Below are 20420 nucleotides of genomic sequence, written 5' to 3' on the forward strand. Positions count from 1 at the left end.
AAATTTCAATCATGAATTCACAACTTGAAGTAATCTATCCCTGGAAAATTGGAGATGGGAAAAATAACGATTCTATAGTCTTATATGGAAAATTATTAGACAAACGGTTTTTATTTACTGGAGATTTAGAAAAAGATGGAGAGATGAAAATACTAAAACGTTATTCAAAAATACCCATAGATATTTTGAAAGTAGGTCATCATGGTTCGAAAGGATCAAGTGATCAAAGATTTTTAGACTTCATAAATCCCAAAATCGCATTTATTTCTGCGGGAAAGAATAATCGTTTTAAGCATCCTCATCAAGAAACATTAGATAGACTCAACGATAAAAAAATAAAAATCTATAGAACAGATCAACAAGGAGCTATTAGATTATACGGAAATCAAACTTGGCAGATAGAAACAGTTAGATGAAAACTGTGTAGTATAATCTACATATTTTGGAGAATAATGCATTAATAAAACGCTTACAATTGATACAATTAGGTTACAATATATTGATTTTACAAGTCGACAATAAAAATAGGAGGAAACTATTGAAACGCAAATATTTAATTGCCAGTCACGGTAAATTTTCTAGTGGCTTAAAGAATTCAATTGCTATATTAACTGGACAAGCAGAAAATATTGAAACTATTGATGCCTACATTGATGATTCAGATTTTAGCGATATTATTGAAGTATTTATTAAAAAGATAGATATAAATGAGCAAGGTATTATTTTTACAGATTTATTTGGTGGTAGCGTTAATCAAAAGATCACAAGATTGTTATTAGCTGAGAGTAAAAAAAATATAGTTTTGATTTCAAATGCAAATTTAGCAATAATATTAACTATTTTATTTCTGACACCTGACAGTAAATTAACTAACGAGATTATTGATAATGCTATTTCAGAATCAAATGTTACTAGAGTAGAAATTCAATCAATTGTAAATGATGATGAAGAAGACTTTTTGAGTTGAAGGAGTTAAAATGATTACGCAAATTAGAGTAGATGATCGATTAATACATGGGCAAGTTGCAGTTGTTTGGACAAAAGAACTAAATTCACCATTAATTGTTGTTGCTAATGATGAAGCTGCACAAAATGAAATTACTCAAATGACTCTTAAGATGGCTGTACCTACTGGAATGAAATTACTGATCAGGTCTGTTGATGATGCTATTAAAGTATTCAATGATCAAAGAGCTGAAGGGAAGCGCATTTTTGTTATTGTAAATAGTGTAGCAGATGCCTATAAAATTGCAAAGAGTGTTCCATTGATCGAAGGAATTAATGTCGCTAATGTAGGAAGGTTTGATAAATCCGACCCATCTACAAAAATAAAAGTATCTTCTACCTTGCTTTTGAATCCAGAGGAATTTCAAGCTGCAAAAGATTTGACAAACTTATCGAATATAGATTGTTATAGTCAGGTTTTGCCAAGTAATACAAAAGTTATATTAAGTGAAATAGTAAAATAGATAGGAAGAAAATAATATGTTAGTACCAGCTACTATGGCAGCATTAGCTGTCTTAATATGCTTTGGTGGAAATTACCTTACTGGCCAAAGTATGATGGAAAGACCACTTGTTGTTGGTTTAGTGACAGGCTTACTATTAGGAGATATAAAGGTTGGAATCCTGATGGGGGCATCTTTAGAAGCACTATTTTTAGGTAATGTTAATATTGGAGGTGTTATTGCGGCTGAGCCAGTAACTGCAACAGCTATGGCAACTACTTTTACAATTATTTCAAATATTGATCAAAAGGCGGCTATGACTCTAGCTGTACCAATAGGAATGTTAGCAGCATTCGTTGTCATGTTCTTGAAAAATGTTTTCATGAATTTATTTGCACCATTAGTAGATAAAGCTGCTGAAGAAAACAATCAAAATGCTATTGTTGCATTACATTATGGAACATGGATTGTTTATTATCTGATAATTGCTTCAATATCTTTTATTGGTATTTTAGCTGGAAGTGGTCCAGTAAACTTATTTGTTCAGCATATTCCACAAAATTTGATGAATGGATTAAGCGCAGCAGGAGGATTGCTTCCTGCAGTAGGTTTTGCGATGTTAATGAAGTTACTTTGGTCTAATAAATTAGCTGTATTTTACTTACTTGGTTTTATTTTGACTGCTTATTTAAAACTACCTGCAGTCGCAGTCGCAGTTTTAGGTGTTGTTATCTGTGTGGTTTCCTCTCAACGTGATCTTGAATTGGATAGTTTACTTAAATCTAAAGGCAAACAGTACAGCCCTACGCAAAATACTAAAGAGTCAGAAGAGGAGGACTTCTTTGCATGAAAACTCAGATGATCTTATCTAAAGATGATAAAAAAATGCTCAGATCTATGTTTTGGCGTTCATGGACAATGAATGCAAGTAGAACAGGAGCAACTCAATATCATGCTATTGGTGTCATTTACACACTTTTACCAGCTATCAATAGATACTACAAAACAAAAGAAGATAGAGCACAAGCGATTATCAGACATACAACATGGTTTAATGCAACAATGCATATTAATAATTTTATTATGGGTTTAGTTGCATCGATGGAGAAGAAGAATAGCGAAGATAGCAATTTTGATCCTAGTTCAATTACAGCTGTTAAAGCATCTCTAATGGGTCCCATTTCGGGTATAGGTGATTCATTCTTTTGGGGTATATTAAGAGTTATCGCCGCTGGTATTGGTATTTCAATTGCTAATACTGGATCAGCTATGGGAGCTATTGTATTTTTATTGCTTTATAATATACCAGCCTTTCTCATTCACTATTATTCATTGTATGGTGGTTACTCAGTTGGAGCAGAGTTTATTAAGAAATTATATGAGTCTGGTAGTATCAAAATCATTACAAAGACTTCAAGTATGCTAGGATTGATGATGGTTGGATCTATGACAGCATCAAATGTTAAGTTCAAAACTATTTTAAGTGTGGCTGCTAAAGGTGCTAAAGAATCAGCATCAATTCAAAGTTACTTAGATCAATTATTTATTGGTATTGTACCACTCACGGTAACATTTCTCGCATTTTGGCTATTAAGAAAAAAAGTTAATATTAACTGGATAATGTTTGGAATTATGCTTTTAGGGATTTTATTTGGTTTGCTTGGAATTTGTTAAAAATAAGCTAATATAATTAGCTTATTTTTATATAATAATTAATATTAAGTAAGGATATTTGCTATAATAAATAAAAGGAGGAGATATGGGAGATAAATTTAAAGACCGTTTACAGAATGATATTAATCAAAATTTTAAACATCAATCTTTTATACTCTCAATCTCTCTTATTTTCTTATTTTTTATTTTTTCCTATGTACCTCAATATATTGGTGTTTCAAGAGATAAAGATTTTATTGTGAGGCAGTTTGAAACATTACTAATATCTAGTAAAAGAAGCTTAATAAAATTTAACACTAAAATCTTACCCTCATATATTAATTCAAAAATTGATAAAGAAGAGATGCTTCGACAGTATAATCTTTTAAATAGTCATCACAAATGGAAAGCATCTATTTTTGTACTAGATAATCAAAAGAGAGTAATTTTTCAGTCTAATCAACTTTCTTCAACTAATCTAAATGTTTCTTTATTTATACATTTTTTTACTGAAAAAGTAACTAATGAAAAAGTAAGTTATCGTTTTTATACAGATAGTGATAACCAAAGGTACCTAATTCTAGCTAAGAGAATTGACATTAATAATTCAGATTCCCTGTGGTCATTACTTATTTATAATGGAATTGATTTCTCTGAAAATCTTCAGAATACCAATTCAAAATTTATGATATCAGATGATTATGATCGTGTTTTTTCTACAACAGGAAATCAATTTTTGGAGCTTAGTAATTGGAGATTAAATCGTTCCGTACATTTTAAATGGCTAATTTTTTTCCACCAAAACTTATATATTAATAAAAGTAAACTTATTAATCATCAATTTTATATTGATACTTATAGACCGGTAATTAATCCGATATTTATCTTTTCTGTAGCTTTAATGATGTCTTTTATAATTCTTTTAATATTAACCTACCGTTCCAAAAAATTGAGTTTACTAATTGCCAAAAGGAATGCTAGTATCATTGAAGAGTTTCAAAAAGAAATGGAAGCTATTTCAAAGGGAATAAAAGATGAATTATCTATTGATACGGGTGATGAATTTTCGTTTTTAGCTGGTGAGATAAATAAAATGTTAACAGAAGTGAGACAACTCAATTTAAAAACAGTTAATTTGAAAAAAGAAAGAATATTATTTGAGACAAAAATTTTAGAACTTCAATTCAATCCTCATTTTCTTTACAACACCCTAGAAACTATCTTAATTACAAGCCAGCTTGATGCAAAATTAACTGAAAAGATTGTTCTCGAATTAACTACGATACTTCGTTATAGTTTGAAATCTGAAGACGATAAAACTACCTTAGAAAATGACTTAACTATTATTCAATCTTATCTCAACATCACCAAAATTAGATTTGAGGATTTCACCTTTCAATTTGATATTGACGAGTCTCTCAAAAATCAAACAATACCTAAACTATTTTTATTACCACTTATAGAAAATGCTATCAAGTATGGTTTTAAATACAGACATGATTTAAACATTCTATTACAAGTAAAAAAGATAGAAAAAGACATAGTTTTCTTAGTCATTGACAATGGACCAGGAATTAAAACATACAAAAAAGATAAATTATTAAAAACGATTAATACATCTAGAAGCCATCATGGTTTATCTAATAGTTATAAGAGACTCACTTATTTTTTTGGTGAAGTTGAATTGATTATTGATAACCTTAAAGATAAGACTATTATTGGATTTAAGATAAAGGGCAAGTGATATGTATACACTATTAATAATAGAAGATGAACATCTTATTCGTAAATGGTTACGGTATGCGATAGATTACGAGAGTTTAGATATTATTATTGTTGCTGAAGCAAGAGATGGTAAAGAAGGTTATGATGCAATCATAAAGTATAAACCTGATATAGTACTGACTGATATCAATATGCCAGTTATGACAGCATTTGATATGTTCAAATCAACTAAAGCCATAAATTATCAAAAAATAATTCTTTCAGGTTATTCAGATTTTGAAAATGCAAGATTGGCTCTACGATATGGTGCAGTAGAGTTTTTAACAAAACCTATTAATAAGGATGAACTTTATTTCTGCTTGCAGGAAATGATACAAAATCTCAAGGTTATTCAAAAAAATAGTGATCAACAATATTGGAATCTGAATCCTGTCGATAATAAACTTTCACCAGTAATTAATCAAATTACTAATTGGATTCAAAAGCATTATGACCAAAAAATTATAATTAACGACATAGCTCGTGACCTAGGTTATAGCGAAAGTTATTTATATCAATTAATGAAAAAGCATCTTAATATTACAATCAGTGATTATATTAATCAATATCGCATTTCAATGGCTATGAAATATCTCATAAATCAGCCAGATATATTAGTCTATCAACTTTCTGAAAAAGTAGGTATTGGTGATTATCGTTATTTTGATAGAGTTTTTAAAAAGTACGTAGGTTTAACCGTAAAAGACTTTAGACAAAGTATACAAAAAGGCAGTATTAAAGGAAAGGTAACATGTCAAAAAGAGGAATCATAAGAACCATTTTACTGCTATTTGTTGTTTGCTCTTGTTTTTCACCTATTCATTTAGTTCATGCACTAGTGAAAAAGCAATTAATCATCTATAGCCCTAATAGTCAAACCATTTTATCCTCAATAATTCCAGCATTTGAAGAAAAGTATAATGTTAAAATTACTGTTGTAAGAGGAAGTACTGGAGTGTTATTCCAAAAAATAAAGTCTGAAAAGTACTTTCCTAAAGCAGATCTTATGTTTGGAGGTAACGCAATTCAACTTGCCAGTCAAGAAGAACTCTTTCAACCTTTTGAGATAAAAAATAGGAATAAGTTATTAACAGAACCTGTTTCAAATAAAATAATACCTTATGCTTTGAATGGTACTGTTATAGTTGTTAATAAACAATTAACAAAACATCTCAATATTCAGGGCTATGAGGATTTATTGAAGTCAGATTTAAAAGGTAAAGTAGCATTTGGAAATCCTGAAATGTCTTCTAGTGCTTTCTCTCATTTAATTAATATGCTTTTTTTTCAAAGTAATAATCAAAAGATAATTTCTTGGGATTTTGTACAGCAATTTTTAAAACAAAATAAAGGAATTAGAGAAGCGTCTTCCTCTGTTATTTATCAAGATGTGATTGAGGGAAAAATGGTTGCAGGATTGGTTTATGAAGATATGCAATTTTCATCATATCATTCTAATATTTTGGAAATGGTGTATCCAAAAGAAGGTACTCTTTTCATGGCTTCATCAGTATCTATCGTCAAAGATGCACAGCATAAAAAATTGGCATCCTTATTTATTGACTTTTTATTATCAAAAAGAGTTCAAGAAAATTTTGTGACAACATCAACGAACAGACCAATTAGATCAGATATTAAAGAAAAAAATAATATAAAACCTTTTTCTAGCATTAAATCAATTAATATTGATAATAAAAAGATATTGAAAGAAAGAAAGAACATATATTTTACAAAAATACAAAAGATTAGTTAAGAAAAGATAAAATCACATTAATATAATGATTGATGGTATAATTAAGGCATGATTGCAATAGAAGAAATGAATAAATTGTCTAAAAAAAATTTAGATTTAGTAACAGTAATTTCGGGTGAGGATTTAGGACAATACAGTCAACTAAAAGAAACTTTTCTAAAACAAATCGCATTTAGTAGTGAAGATCTATCATATTCTTATTTTGATATGTCAGAAACTGAGTATGCTGATATTGAGATGGACTTGTTAAGTTTACCTTTCTTTGAAGAGCAAAAAATAATTATATTAGATTTATTTTATGATTTAACAACCGATAAAAGACATTTTCTTGGTGAATCTGAGCTGAAACGTTTTGAGGCATATTTGGAAAAACCTTTGGAATCAAATAGGGTAGTCATTTTTGCACCAGGAAAACTTGATGGAAAACGACGTATTGTTAAATTATTAAAAAGGGATGCAAGTCTCTATGAAGCTAATCCCTTAAAAGATGGAGAATTAAAACAGTACTTTCAAAAAGTGATTAAAGATAAAGGAATGATATTTGAAGATGATGCTTTTGAAAAATTATTAGTCAAATCAAATTTTCAGTTTAATGATATTTCTAAAAATATTTTATTTTTAGAATCATTTGTTGGTCAAAAAAGAATAAGCCATTCAGATATTGACGAAGCAGTTCCTAAAAATTTACATGATAATTTATTTGATCTTAGTCAGTTCATTGTAAATGGAAAAGTTGATGAAGCAAATCAATTGGTTTCAGATTTAAGATTACAAAATGAAGATGATATCAAATTGATTTCTATTATGACTGGTCAATTTCGATTATATTTGCAAGTACAAATATTAAAAAATAAAGGAAAAACTCAACAACAAATGGTAAGTGAGCTTTCAGAATACTTTGGTAGAAAAGTTAATCCTTATCAAATAAAATATGCACTTAGAGATTCTAACAACTTGAGTATTTCATTTTTAAAATCAGCAATTATTCATTTAATAAAAATAGACTTTGACATCAAAAAAGGTGTCTACGAGAAACAATATCTTTTTGATATTACAATGTTAAAAATTGCAACCTTAGCAAAAAATGAGAAAGTTTATTAAAACCTTAACACTAATCAAATCATTTGAAAGCTCAAAAGTTTTGCGATAATATAAAGGTATAAAAACGAAAAGAGGAACGTATTATGGCTATTACTTTACCAGAACTTCCATATGCATATGATGCATTAGAACCACAAATTGATGCAGAAACAATGACATTGCATCATGATAAACATCATGCAACTTATGTTTCAAATGCAAATGCAGCACTTGAAAAACATCCAGAAATTGGAGAAGACTTAGAAAGCTTATTAGCAGATGTTGAGTCAATTCCATCAGATATTCGCCAAGCTGTTATTAATAATGGTGGTGGTCACCTTAATCATGCTTTATTCTGGGAATTACTTTCACCAGAAAAAACAGAAATTACTGAAGATGTTTCTAAAGCTATTGATGAAGCTTTTGGTTCATTTGATGACTTTAAAGAAAAATTTACTGCAGCTGCTACAACTCGTTTCGGTTCAGGATGGGCATGGCTTGTAGTTAACAAAGAAGGTAAATTAGACATTATTTCAACAGCAAACCAAGATTCTCCGTTGCTGCAAGGATTAAAACCAATTTTGGCACTCGATGTTTGGGAACATGCTTACTATTTGAATTATCGTAATGTCCGTCCAAATTATATCAAAGCTTTCTTTGAAATTATTAATTGGAATAAAGTTGCAGAACTTTACAAATCAGCAATTGCTTAAAAAAATTAGCCAATCAAAGAAGATTGGCTTTTTTATTTTCGAATAATATAGAGAAGGGAAAATATATTACAGAAATATTTCTAAAGTATTACAAATATTTCTTTAATGTATTGACAATGCCATAATGCTAGACTATAATAAAGATTAGAGATTAAGTATCAAAGGATTTGAGGAAGTAAAAGTGCAGAAAAGTCGTAAAAAGTTAATTTTAGGAATCTTAGTGTGTTTTATTTTAGGAATTCTTATCTTTTTTCTTTTTGCACTAATGAGTCAGTTTGTTAGTAAACAAGATATAAAAAATAATACAGAAATAAATACCAAACAAAAGGTTGATAATAAATATCAAGGACAAAAAGCAAATCGTAAAATCTTTAAAAAAACAAAGGCTGAAAAAGAAGCTGTAATTCAAGCAGACTTGGATCGTATGAATGCTTTAGGTCTTTATTATGATTATGCTAATCTATCATTAGAAGATACAGTGAAAGCTTATTTATATGAGTTCGGAATTGACCATAGTCAAATTGCTTTCTCTTATGAGAATATAGAGACTGGTCAGACTGCTTCAACGAATGATACAGAAGCAATGACTGCTGGAAGTACTTATAAATTGCCACTGAATATGCTAGTCGTTGATGAAGTAGCGAGGGGAAATTTAAATCTAACCGATCGTTATGATATTACAAACACTAATTATGAAAATTTAGATGAACATAATGCTTACATGGCGCAATTTGACGGGATGATGTCAATACCTGATATGCAAGAATATTCACTTGTATACTCCGAAAATACTCCAGCGTATGCTTTAGGAGACCGATTAGGTGGTATGGATAAAGCCTATAAAAAATTAGGCCGTTATGGTAAGTCAAAGGCAGATATTAAGACAATTCAAAGACAAGGAAATAAAACCACTAGTGATTACTACATTCAAGTTTTAAATTATTTGTGGAAACATAAGAAAAAGTATAAAGATATTCTTTATTATATAGGCGAGTCATTTCCAGGAGAGTATTATAAGACTTATTTACCTGATATAACTATCTATCAAAAACCAGGTTATGTAAGAGAAGCTTTAAATATTGATGCTATTGTAATGGAAAAAACGCCATATTTAATCGCACTGTACACTAGGAATTTAGGTGGCTCAGATGAAAATACTGAAGAGATTAATATTGCAGGTTACAATCAACTTGTAGCTCTAACTTATGTTATCAATGAATGGCATCGAGTTAACCAAAATAAAGTATAACAGACTAAGCATAAATACTTAGTCTGTTTTTCGTTGACTTATTGTTTGTTTTCTTCTTAATTGTTTTTGGTAATGTTTGAGTAGTTTTTTAAATTTTTTGATTGCTTTACGTGTTAGTTGTTTGGATGATTTTCCATTTCGACTGTAGACAGGGTTTGTTTTGTCCTTTTGTTCAAGTAAACTAGGGGCAATAAATGCAATATTGTGATCTATAATAGCATTTTTGATAAGTAAGGGATCATATATATTGACAGGATCCATGTCTAGAGATTTATGGAGGTCATCATTTTGATTTGCATAGTTAAAACTAGCACTATTTATTAAATTATTGCGATTTTCTACTTCATCATCAAGTGCCATCACAAAATGACCAGTACTATCTAAAATAAATTCCGTATGAAAATGTATCAATATTTTATAATTATTTTGAGGAATATTGTCTGAATAAATTGGCTTTAAAACCCCAGTACTTGTCGTCAGTTGACCAATTTTATTATGTAATCTTGAAGATTGGTACAAATCATAATCATCTGGAGTTAATGTTGCAAGGTAGCTTGCTAAAGCATCTGCATCAGTATTTGATTTCTTTTTAAAATGTTTTCTAATCCATTTTTCTTGTTGAAGTGAAATGACATATCTGAATTGATGGATTTTTTGATTAAAAATAGAGTAATGAACAAAGTCATTATCAAGATATGACATCTGAACAAGTGAAGCAATTTGATCCCAAAAGGTATTGGCTGGATCTAAGCGGTCACTAAAATGATTTAGTAACTGTTTGGGATGACTATTTTTGTCGTCCAAGTCTTTTGTGAAACCAGCATAGTTTAGAATTAAATGTAATCTTTTTTGAGCTTCTAAAGGTTGTTTGACTTCTGGTAGTACTGCCCACATTTTTTGAAATCGGTCAGAGCCTATTTGATGAATATTGGAGAGTAGAAGTTGATTATGACTTTTATTATTTACTTTATAATCATTTAAATAGCCTATCTTGATAGCTTGATACGACCAACCATCATTGTATAGCTTTTTGATATCGTTTTTGATTTCCTTTTCAACGGTCAACTTTTCAATGAGGTTTAATGATTTAAAGCCAGAATCTTTATGATTAATAACTTGAATGAGATCAGTATAGGGCTTTGCTTTTTTTTGATCAACTAGTCTTTGTTTCTCAGAAAGAGTACAAAAAATGAAAAAAGCTAAAAAGAGGAGAAATAGAAGAGTTTTACAGAGGGTTGAAATAAATTTCTTCATTATTTAACAAACATGGCATCACCAAAACTAAAGAAGCGATATTTTTCGTCAACAGCATGTTTATAAGCATCTAAAACAAAATCACGACCAGCAAAGGCTGAAACTAACATGACAAGTGTTGATTTTGGGAGATGGAAATTTGTTGAAAACGCATCAACGACTTTAAATTGGTAACCAGGTTTAATAAAAATATCAGTCCAGCCTGAATCTGCTTTGATACCGCCATTAAACTTTGTACCAATAGTTTCTAGAGTTCTTATAGATGTAGTTCCTACTGCAACAATACGACCACCTGAACGTTTAACTTCATTTAAAGTATCTGCAGCATCTTCAGTTAGTTGATAAAACTCTGAATGCATCTGATGGTTATCAACATTATCTACTGAAACTGGTCTAAAAGTACCAAGCCCAACGTGTAAGGTTAAATAGACTAATTTAACACCTTTTTCTTCAATTCGTTCTAGTAATTCTTTTGTAAAATGAAGTCCCGCAGTAGGTGCTGCAGCTGAGCCATTTTCCTTTGCATAAACGGTTTGATAACGTTCTTGATCTTCTAATTTTTCGTGAATATAAGGAGGTAAAGGCATCTCACCAAGGCTTTCTAAAACTTCAAGAAAAATCCCTTGATATGAAAATTCAACGATACGCCCACCATGTTCAAGCTCATCACAAACAGTAGCTGATAGTCTCCCATCACCAAAGCTAATAGTAGCACCAACACGTAAACGCTTAGCAGGTTTTGCTAAAACTTCCCATTTATCACCGCTGGTATTTTTTAAAAGTAATAATTCAACATGACCATGAGTATCAGGCTTTTCACCATAAAGTCTGGCAGGCAAAACTCTTGTGTTATTCATGACAAGAGCATCACCGGGATTTAATTGATCAATGATATGGTCAAAATGAGAGTCGGTCATTTCATGTGTTTGATGATCAATAACTAGTAACTTTGATGAGTCTCTTTTTTCAAGAGGTGTTTGAGCGATTAATTCTTCTGGTAAGAAAAAATCAAAATCATTTGTATTCATAGTATCTCCTTTAGTGATAATAATTTCTCAGAAAATCTCAATGTTTACTATTATAGCATGCAGAGTTTATCTAGTCATCTAAAGTTATTGAAATAAAGAATTTAAGCTTGACAAAAATTGGTCTATACCATATAATAAAGTTATGAATAGGTCTATACCAAATGTAAAGGAGATTTGCAATGAAAGTCATTAATGTTAAGAATGCTCAAGAAGGGGGTCTAGTTGCTTTCAACTTATTAAAAAAAGAACTAGACAAGGGTGCTAAAACTTTAGGATTAGCCACTGGTAGTACACCAATTCCCTTTTATGAGGAATTAGTTTCTAGTGATATTGATTTCTCACAACTAACAAGTATTAACTTAGATGAGTATGTTGGTTTAGCGCCATCAAATGATCAAAGTTACCATTATTTTATGCATAAACATTTATTTGATGCTAAACCTTTTAAAGATAATTTTTTACCAGATGGTTTAGCTAAAGATTTAGAAGCAGAAACAGACCACTATAACCACATTATCGATGAACATCCAATTGATTTTCAAATTTTAGGTATTGGACGCAATGGTCATATTGGTTTTAATGAACCAGGAACATCTTTTGATGAAAATACACATGTGGTTGATCTTGAACAATCAACAATAGAAGCTAACAGTCGTTTCTTTTCTAGTATTGATCAAGTTCCGAAACAAGCTTTATCGATGGGGATTGCTTCCATATTAAAATCAAAAATGATTGTCTTAATGGCCTATGGAAAAGATAAAGCAAGTGCAATTAAAGGAATGATAGAAGGACCAGTTACAGAAGAAATGCCTGCTAGTATCCTTCAGAAACATGATAATGTGATTGTTATTGTGGATGATGAAGCAGCTTCAGAATTAAATTAAAAAAGCATCTTAAGATGCTTTTTTAATTTGTCCAATCTAGTATAGGGCCTTTAGGGATAATGCCATTTGGATTTATGGTTTTATGACTACCGTAATAATGACGTTTGATGTGATCAAAGTTAACGGTCTCTTTTATTCCTTTATAATTATAAAGGGATTTTGTGTATTTCCAAAGATTTGGAAATGAAGTTAAAGGCTTAAGATTACATTTGAAATGTCCAAAATAGACACTGTCAAATCTTACTAAAGTTGTAAATAATCGAATGTCAGCTTCTGTTAATTCTGAATCAAAAAGGAATGGACCATTTTCAAGATGCTTTTCAATTTCTTCTAAAGCAGAGAAAATATTTGATACTTCATTTTCATAGACCTCTTGTCTGGTAGCAAAGCCAGCTTTGTAAACACCATTATTAATATTATCGTAAATAAATTGATTGATATCATCAATTTCAGAAGCTAACTCTTCTGGATAATAATTCTCTTGGTTTCCGGTAATGTCATTAAAAGCGGTATTAAGCATTCGAATAATTTCAGATGATTCATTACTGACAATAGTATTTTCTTTTTTATCCCAAGGAACAGGAACAGTGACACGACCAGAATAATTAGGATCTGCTTTTAAATAAATTTCATATAAAAATGACGAATCAAACAAGTCATCACTAACTAATGGATCATCTTTCTGGAAGGTCCAACCATTTTCTAACATGAGAGGGTGGACAATTGACATTGAGATGTGTTCTTCTAATTGTTTGAGATGTCGCATAATTAAAACACGGCTTGCCCATGGACAAGTTAGTGAAATATAGAGGTGATACCTTCCTGATTCAGCTTTAAAGCCACTTCTTCCACTAGGACCTTTTGAACCATCTTTTGTAATCCAATTTCGAAATTGAGACTGACTTCTAACAAATCTTCCACCAGTAGAAGCAGTATTATACCATTTATCTTGCCATTTTCCATCTACTAATAACCCCATAGATACCTCCTTAGTATTACTATTTAGTATTATAAACGCTAAAGGAAACTTTAGCAATTTATTGATAAAAAATATGATAGACTTAGTTTATGCGATTAGATTATTTTTTACATCTGGCAGGCTTTGGATCAAGAAAACAAGTTAAAATGCTAATCAAACGGCGTGCAGTCACAATTGATGATGAAATTATTATGGATGAAAATCGTAATTGTGATTGTCAGCTACAAAAGATTGCTGTTTTTGGTGAGATTATTAAGGGACCTTCAGATGATTATTTTATACTAAATAAACCAAAAGGTGTTGTGACAGCAAAAAAAGATGAGAAATATTTGACTGTTTTTGACTGTCTTTTGAAAAAAGATATAACGGATCAGCTATATCCAGTTGGTCGTTTAGATAGAGATACTGAAGGTTTAGTACTATTAACAACAAACGGTCCGTTAGGCTATAAATTATTACAACCCAAAAACCATGTTTCTAAGCTCTATTTGGTTGAAGTTAATGGGCCATTAGAATCTGATATCGTTGCATTTTTTAAAAATGGTGTTCAATTTCATGATGGGACGGTCTGTAAACCAGCCATAATATCAGTGATTTCATCCAGTAAAGAAAAAAGCATTGCAAAATTAAGCATAAGCGAAGGAAAATTTCATCAGGTTAAAAAGATGTTTTTAGCTTATGGTGTAAAAGTTACAAAGCTTAAAAGAATATCATTTGCAGGAATTTCTCTGGGGCAGCTTGAAAGTGGACAATATAGAACACTAACTTCAAAGGAAAAAGAAATCATAAAATCTTTTCTTTAAAAAGTATCATTTTTTACGAATATATAGTTGAGAACAAAAAGATGAGGTGATGAATGCTTACTGCAAAAAATCAAAATGGGCAACTCATTTGTATATTGGAGCAGCTTGATGATTCTGATACTTATTTTTGTCCTTCCTGTCTGGGACCTCTTCGGATTAAAGCTGGAACAATTATGCAAAAACATTTTGCACACATAAGTCGATAACAATGTCATTATAATGGTGAAAATGAATCCCCTGAACATTTATCATTAAAAGCTAAATTATATTCCACTCTATCTCAAAACAACAATATTCATGATACTCGAGTAGAAAAGTATATTAGTTCATTAAAACAAACAGCTGATTTAATGATTAACCATAAACTCATATTAGAAGTACAATGTAGTCATTTATCACTTGAGAGATTGTTGGAAAGACAAAAAGGATACAATAAAGAGAAGTATCATACCATTTGGTTACTAGATCGAAAGTTATGGCTAAAAAACACTCTAAGTCAACTTCAGAAGCAATTTTTAAATTTTTCGAAATGGCTAGGCTTTTATTGTTATGAAGCAGATATTGAAAATAACGAAATAAGACTAAAATATATGATTCATGAAGATATCAGAGGAAGGGTACACTATTTAACGAAATCATGTTCTTTAACAGATAATATTTATCTTTTATTTCGATATCCTTTTATGATAGGAAATATTCTTTCTTTGAAGATAAAAATATCTGCCAATATGAGACAATACATTCAACAACAACTTTATTTTAAAAATCCAAAATGGTTAAAAAAACAAGAAGAAGCCTATCTTAAAGGATACAATATTTTACTTGATTGTGATAAAAGCTATTATCCACAGGTTTTTCCACCACATTCTAAACTTGATTTTTGCCTAATTGATCAAAAATTAGGTGAATATTATGATAAATTTAAAAAGTTTTACTGTAAAGAAGAAAGCAAAAAACAAATACAAATTGTTTATTCACCTTGTTTTTATGTTAAAATAAAATAAATATTTTGATTAAAAATAAAAATTCTTCTTATTAGAAAGGTAAAATGATGTCAGATAATCGTTCACATTTATTAAAAGATGAAACTTGGGACTTATCAACAGTATTTCCTACAGATGAAGCTTGGGAGGTTGAACTTAATCTTCTGTATACTGAACTTGATTCAGCTAAAATTTATAAAGGAAAATTAAAAGAAAGTGCAAGTGTACTTGTAAGTATCACTGAAAACTATCTTGACCTTCTTAGACGAATTGAAAAAGTTTATGTATATGCCTCAATGAAAAATGATCAGGATACAACAGTTGCAAAATATCAAGAATTTCAGGCTAAAGCCTCCTCTTTATATGCTACGTTTAGTGAGGTATTCTCATTTTATGAACCAGAGTTGATGTCTTTAGAGACGAATGTATTTTCAAAATTTCTAGAAGAAGAACCTGCGCTTAAGCCTTATAAACATTATTTTGATAAAATCTTTGCTCAAAAAAAACATGTACTCACACAGAAGGAAGAAGCACTACTAGCTCAAGCACAAGAAATTTTTAATGGTGCAAGTGAAACATTCGGTATTCTAGATAATGCTGATATTGTTTTTCCTACAGTTCATGATGAAAATGATAATGAAGTTTCTTTAACACATGGTAATTTTATTAGCTTAATGGAATCTAAAAATCGCAGTGTTCGTAAAGAAGCTTATGAAGCGCTCTACAAAACTTATCAACAATATCAACATACCTATGCAAAAACTTTACAAACAAATGTTAAAGTTCAAAATTACCAAGCTAAAGTTAGAAATTACCAGTCAGCAAGACAAGCTGCTATGTCAGCTAATTTCATTCCTGAAAGTGTTTATGATACGCTACTTGAAGCAGTTAATAATCATCTCCCTTTATTGCATCGATACATGAAACTTAGAGCGAAGATATTAGATATTACTGATTTAAAAATGTATGATGTTTATACTTCTTTATCAGATACTGATATGGCTTTTACCTATGACCAAGCTATTGAAAAATCTAAAAAAGTTTTGTCTGTCTTTGGAGATGACTATTTGAAACGTGTTGAAAAAGCTTTTTCAGAAAGATGGATTGATGTTCGAGTTAATAAAGGAAAACGTTCTGGTGCTTATTCAGGTGGTTCATACGATACCAACGCATTTATGTTATTAAATTGGCAAGATACACTAGATAATTTATATACACTGGTACACGAAACAGGACATAGTTTGCATTCAACATTTACAAGAGAAAATCAACCTTATGTGTATGGGGATTATAGTCTTTTCTTAGCAGAAATTGCATCAACAACAAATGAAAATATTATGACTGAAACACTTTTAAAAGAGTCACAATCAGATACTGAAAGATTTGCTATTTTAAATCATTATTTAGATGGCTTCAAAGGAACAGTTTTCCGTCAAACACAATTTGCTGAATTTGAACATCAAATTCATATTGCTGATCAAAATGGTCAAGTACTAACAAGCGAATTCTTGAATAATCTCTATGCTAATCTAAATGAAAAATATTATGGTTTATCAAAAGAAGATAATCCCTTAATTCAATATGAATGGGCTAGAATACCTCATTTTTACTATAACTATTATGTTTATCAGTATGCAACAGGATTCGCAGCAGCTAGTTATCTTGCTGAGAAAATTGTTCATGGAACGACAGAAGATAAAATAAAATATTTAGATTATCTAAAATCGGGTAACTCAGACTATTCTTTAAATGTCATTGCAAAAGCAGGTGTGGATATGACAACAGTAGATTATTTGAATCAAGCCTTTAAAGTGTTCGAAAAAAGACTTACAGAGTTAGAAAAACTTGTTGAAAAAGGTATAAGATAAAAGAGATAGCTTAACTATCTCTTTCTTTTTAAGACATGATTTAGTTATTTTAAGTTATCATTTGTGATAAGATCAATAAATAGATTGAAAAATGTTTCTTTAAAAGAACCTTGTCTATTGAAAAGAATTATTTTCAAAAAAAGATTGGAGTATCGTATGAAAGAAGTCACTTTAATTTGGGATTTTGATGGAACTTTAGTGGAATCTTACCAGATAATTAATCACGTTCTAAAGCATCTTTACAAAACATTTAACTTTACCTATGATGAGAAGTTTGTCAATCACTATATTATTGAATTTTCTGTGAATGACCTTTTATTACTTCTTTCGAGAAAATACGGTACCTCTTTATCAGTTCTAAAGGATTTTTTTAAAAAACATCATGAATCAAAAGACAATGATATCAAACTTATGCCTTTTGCAAGAGACGTTTTAGAAGAAACTTATGATAAAGGAGTTAATCATTTTATCATAACTCATAAAGGAGAAACGACACATTCTGTACTAAATCGTCTGGGAATTTCATCCTATTTTACAGAAGTGATAACAAGTGCTAGCGGGTTTAAACGAAAGCCAGATCCTGAAAGTACCATTTATTTAATTGAAAAATATCATTTAGATCGAAAAAATACTTATTACGTGGGTGATCGACCTTTAGATCTTGACTTAGCTATCAATGCCAACATAAAATCAATTAATTTAAATTAGAAAAGTTCGGAAATAAACAAAAAATAAGTAATTTAGCTGATATTATAAAGTATCTTGATTTAAATTGAAAATAAGGTTAATGAGCATATTTATACCATTTTGAAGAGAGATTTGATAAAATATAAAAACGAACATAAATTAATAAAATAACATAAAACGTTCGTTTTTTAGAAAGATTGAAATGTTTAAGATTTCAAATCGTTATCTAATCGCAACTTGTGGTGTATTGCTCCATCTGATGCTAGGATCAACCTATGCTTGGAGTGTCTATCGAAATCCTATTATGAGTGAGACTGGTTGGTCTCAATCAAGTATCGCATTTGCATTTTCCCTAGCAATTTTTTGCTTAGGTATGTCAGCTGCTTTTTTAGGAAAAGTTGTTGAATCATTTGGTCCAAGAATCACTGGAAGTATTTCTGCCTGTTTTTATGCATTAGGCAATATATTGACAGGGGTTGCTGTAGCCAATCATCAACTTTGGTTACTTTACCTTGGATATGGATTAATTGGCGGCATTGGTTTAGGAATCGGTTATATAACTCCAGTTTCAACAATTATCAAATGGTTTCCGGACAAACGTGGATTAGCAACAGGACTAGCAATAATGGGTTTTGGTTTTGCTTCTTTACTGACAAGTCCAGTTGCTCAATTTTTAATGACAAATGTTGGTCTTTCAAAAACATTTTATTATTTAGGTATGTTCTATTTTCTTGTTATGCTGATTGTTTCACAATTTATTCATAAACCAAGTCAGGCTGATGTTGCAAAATTAGAAACTAAGTCTTCTCATAGTAATCAACAATTAGATATGACTAGTGGCCTATCTGCAAAGGAGGCTTTAAAAACAAAACTATTTTACCTTCTTTGGATTGCATTTTTTATCAATATATCTTGTGGTCTAGGTTTAATTTCTGTTGTGGCACCAATGGCTCAACAACTGGCTCATATGACAGTTGCACAAGCTTCATTTATTGTTGGATTAATGGGAATATTTAATGGTTTGGGACGTTTATTATGGGCTAGCCTGTCAGACTATATTGGAAGACCACTGACCTTTACCTTATTGTTTATTGTTAATATTATAATGACGTTACTTTTAATGGTTAGTTCAGCAAGTATTATTTTTACCATAGCATTATCTTTAATCATGACATGTTATGGTGCAGGTTTCTCGCTTATCCCACCATATTTAAGTGATCTATATGGCGCAAAAGAATTAGCAATTTTACATGGCTATATGCTAACAGCATGGGGAATGGCTGCATTATTTGGGCCAATGCTATTATCTTATTTGCTTGAACTTTCACATAGTTATATGGTGACATTATTGTCATTTGGACTCTTATATATCTTAGGCTTAGTCATTATTCTAGTTGTGAGACGACAATCAAAAGCCTTCATTTTTTCTAAATCATAATAAATGTAAAAAACTTTCTAGATTACTAGAAAGTTTTTCTTTCTTGATTTTTGATATAATAAAAAAGTTAACGAATTTAGAATAGAAAAGAGAAAATTTGTGGTAGAATCTTACAGTAAAAATGCTAATCATAATATGAGAAGACCAGTTGTCAAAGAAAATGTTGTTCAATTTTTACGTCAGTTATTAGCTTCACAGCCTCATCATCTACATGAGTTAGAAATATTTGCACAAAAAGAGAATATTCCTATTATCCAGCCTGAAGTTGCAGCTTATTTTAGATGGTTATTAGAAACCATTAGACCTAAAAGAATTTTAGAAATTGGTACTGCTATTGGGTATTCAGCTTTACTGATGGCTGATAGTTCGAAAGAATCAACAATAGTAACAATTGACCGTAATCCAGAGATGATTGCTTTAGCTAAAGAAAACTTCTCTAAGTTTGATTCAAGGCACCAAATTTCATTACTTGAAGGTGATGCACTTGATATTTTACCAAATCTAGAAGGAAGGTTTGATTTTGTATTTATGGATTCTGCAAAATCAAAATATGTCGTTTTCTTACCAGAACTACTAAAGTATTTATCAGTAGGAGGTCTTATCATTATGGATGATGTCCTTCAAGGTGGAGATGTTTCAAAACCCATTGAAGAAGTAAGACGAGGCCAAAGAACAATTTATAGAGGTCTACAACGCTTATTTAATCAAACATTAAAAAATCCTGCTTTAACAACTAGTTTAATTCCAATGAGTGATGGTTTGCTAATGCTTCGTAAAAATGAAGAAAAAGTCATTTTGAAAGATTAAGTAATATTTAAGAAACTATGGTATACTAT

21 protein-coding genes and 1 pseudogene are annotated in these 20420 nt (G+C 30.3%); 19 read left to right on the top strand and 3 right to left on the bottom strand.

Annotation, left to right across the window (positions count from 1 at the left end; genetic code table 11):
• Window positions 1-11 precede the first annotated feature (11 nt).
• The 11 genes from STRUR_RS11455 to STRUR_RS03130 all read left to right on the top strand — a co-directional run bounded on the left by STRUR_RS11455 (window position 12) and on the right by STRUR_RS03130 (window position 9660).
• The gene (locus STRUR_RS11455; protein ID WP_006740411.1) at window positions 12-416 is read left to right on the top strand and encodes a ComEC/Rec2 family competence protein; all 405 of its coding nucleotides are present in this window, start codon (window positions 12-14) and stop codon (window positions 414-416) included.
• 122 nt (window positions 417-538) lie between these two features.
• Window positions 539-967, top strand: coding sequence for a PTS sugar transporter subunit IIA (locus STRUR_RS03085; RefSeq protein WP_006740037.1), 429 nt, complete (start codon window positions 539-541; stop codon window positions 965-967).
• Window positions 968-977: 10 nt separating this feature from the next.
• Entirely contained in the window at window positions 978-1469 is a 492-nt protein-coding gene (locus STRUR_RS03090) for a PTS sugar transporter subunit IIB (protein ID WP_006739599.1), read from the top strand.
• Window positions 1470-1485: 16 nt separating this feature from the next.
• Window positions 1486-2298, top strand: coding sequence for a PTS mannose/fructose/sorbose/N-acetylgalactosamine transporter subunit IIC (locus STRUR_RS03095; protein ID WP_006739400.1), 813 nt, complete (start codon window positions 1486-1488; stop codon window positions 2296-2298).
• Complete coding sequence (locus STRUR_RS03100; protein WP_006739879.1) at window positions 2295-3122, top strand: PTS system mannose/fructose/sorbose family transporter subunit IID; 828 nt, start codon at window positions 2295-2297, stop codon at window positions 3120-3122. Before STRUR_RS03095 ends, STRUR_RS03100 begins: the two co-directional genes overlap by 4 nt.
• A gap of 85 nt (window positions 3123-3207) precedes the next feature.
• The gene (locus STRUR_RS03105) at window positions 3208-4845 is read left to right on the top strand and encodes a sensor histidine kinase (RefSeq protein WP_006738925.1); all 1638 of its coding nucleotides are present in this window, start codon (window positions 3208-3210) and stop codon (window positions 4843-4845) included.
• Window position 4846: 1 nt separating this feature from the next.
• Window positions 4847-5638 carry a response regulator transcription factor gene (locus STRUR_RS03110; RefSeq protein WP_006739274.1) on the top strand — a complete coding sequence of 264 codons (792 nt, stop codon included), beginning with the start codon at window positions 4847-4849 and terminating at the stop codon, window positions 5636-5638.
• Window positions 5617-6618, top strand: a complete 1002-nt coding sequence (locus STRUR_RS03115) for an extracellular solute-binding protein (RefSeq protein WP_006739755.1) — start codon at window positions 5617-5619, stop codon at window positions 6616-6618. Before STRUR_RS03110 ends, STRUR_RS03115 begins: the two co-directional genes overlap by 22 nt.
• Before the next feature lie 48 nt (window positions 6619-6666).
• On the top strand, window positions 6667-7719 hold the full coding sequence (holA, locus tag STRUR_RS03120) for a DNA polymerase III subunit delta (RefSeq protein WP_006740200.1): 1053 nt from the start codon (window positions 6667-6669) through the stop codon (window positions 7717-7719).
• 83 nt (window positions 7720-7802) lie between these two features.
• Entirely contained in the window at window positions 7803-8411 is a 609-nt protein-coding gene (sodA, locus tag STRUR_RS03125; RefSeq protein WP_006740038.1) for a superoxide dismutase SodA, read from the top strand.
• Between the two features lie 181 nt (window positions 8412-8592).
• Entirely contained in the window at window positions 8593-9660 is a 1068-nt protein-coding gene (locus STRUR_RS03130; protein WP_006738520.1) for a serine hydrolase, read from the top strand.
• Between the two features lie 18 nt (window positions 9661-9678).
• Here the strand turns inward: STRUR_RS03130 and STRUR_RS03135 are convergent, their stop codons facing one another.
• Complete coding sequence (locus tag STRUR_RS03135; RefSeq protein ID WP_006738797.1) at window positions 9679-10914, bottom strand: DUF3114 domain-containing protein; 1236 nt, start codon at window positions 10912-10914, stop codon at window positions 9679-9681.
• Window positions 10914-11942, bottom strand: coding sequence for a tRNA preQ1(34) S-adenosylmethionine ribosyltransferase-isomerase QueA (gene queA / locus STRUR_RS03140; protein WP_006739459.1), 1029 nt, complete (start codon window positions 11940-11942; stop codon window positions 10914-10916). Before queA ends, STRUR_RS03135 begins: the two co-directional genes overlap by 1 nt.
• Window positions 11943-12121: 179 nt before the next feature.
• Here queA and nagB point away from each other — a divergent pair, with 179 nt between their 5' ends.
• Window positions 12122-12826 (top strand): glucosamine-6-phosphate deaminase, encoded by a 705-nt coding sequence (gene nagB, locus STRUR_RS03145; protein WP_006740401.1) that lies wholly within the window; start codon window positions 12122-12124, stop codon window positions 12824-12826.
• A 22-nt stretch (window positions 12827-12848) separates the two neighbouring features.
• Here nagB and STRUR_RS03150 read toward each other — a convergent pair whose 3' ends face one another.
• Window positions 12849-13805: a glutathione S-transferase family protein gene (locus tag STRUR_RS03150; protein WP_006738743.1), complete on the bottom strand. Its 957-nt coding sequence runs from the start codon at window positions 13803-13805 to the stop codon at window positions 12849-12851.
• An 89-nt stretch (window positions 13806-13894) separates the two neighbouring features.
• Between STRUR_RS03150 and STRUR_RS03155 the strand changes: the two genes are divergently transcribed.
• The 7 genes and pseudogenes from STRUR_RS03155 to STRUR_RS03180 all read left to right on the top strand — a co-directional run bounded on the left by STRUR_RS03155 (window position 13895) and on the right by STRUR_RS03180 (window position 20391).
• The gene (locus tag STRUR_RS03155; protein WP_006740060.1) at window positions 13895-14608 is read left to right on the top strand and encodes a pseudouridine synthase; all 714 of its coding nucleotides are present in this window, start codon (window positions 13895-13897) and stop codon (window positions 14606-14608) included.
• A gap of 53 nt (window positions 14609-14661) precedes the next feature.
• Complete coding sequence (locus STRUR_RS12150; protein WP_006740686.1) at window positions 14662-14814, top strand: competence protein CoiA family protein; 153 nt, start codon at window positions 14662-14664, stop codon at window positions 14812-14814.
• A 36-nt stretch (window positions 14815-14850) separates the two neighbouring features.
• Window positions 14851-15612: pseudogene (locus STRUR_RS03160) on the top strand (competence protein CoiA family protein); the annotation flags it as partial.
• A 47-nt stretch (window positions 15613-15659) separates the two neighbouring features.
• Window positions 15660-17459, top strand: a complete 1800-nt coding sequence (pepF, locus tag STRUR_RS03165; RefSeq protein ID WP_006739145.1) for an oligoendopeptidase F — start codon at window positions 15660-15662, stop codon at window positions 17457-17459.
• Window positions 17460-17615: 156 nt separating this feature from the next.
• Window positions 17616-18167 (top strand): HAD-IA family hydrolase, encoded by a 552-nt coding sequence (locus STRUR_RS03170; RefSeq protein ID WP_006739481.1) that lies wholly within the window; start codon window positions 17616-17618, stop codon window positions 18165-18167.
• Between the two features lie 181 nt (window positions 18168-18348).
• On the top strand, window positions 18349-19584 hold the full coding sequence (locus STRUR_RS03175) for an L-lactate MFS transporter (protein ID WP_006738770.1): 1236 nt from the start codon (window positions 18349-18351) through the stop codon (window positions 19582-19584).
• A gap of 99 nt (window positions 19585-19683) precedes the next feature.
• On the top strand, window positions 19684-20391 hold the full coding sequence (locus STRUR_RS03180) for an O-methyltransferase (RefSeq protein WP_006739116.1): 708 nt from the start codon (window positions 19684-19686) through the stop codon (window positions 20389-20391).
• Window positions 20392-20420 lie beyond the last annotated feature (29 nt).

This window comes from Streptococcus urinalis 2285-97, from assembly GCF_000188055.2.
GTDB lineage: Bacteria > Bacillota > Bacilli > Lactobacillales > Streptococcaceae > Streptococcus > Streptococcus urinalis.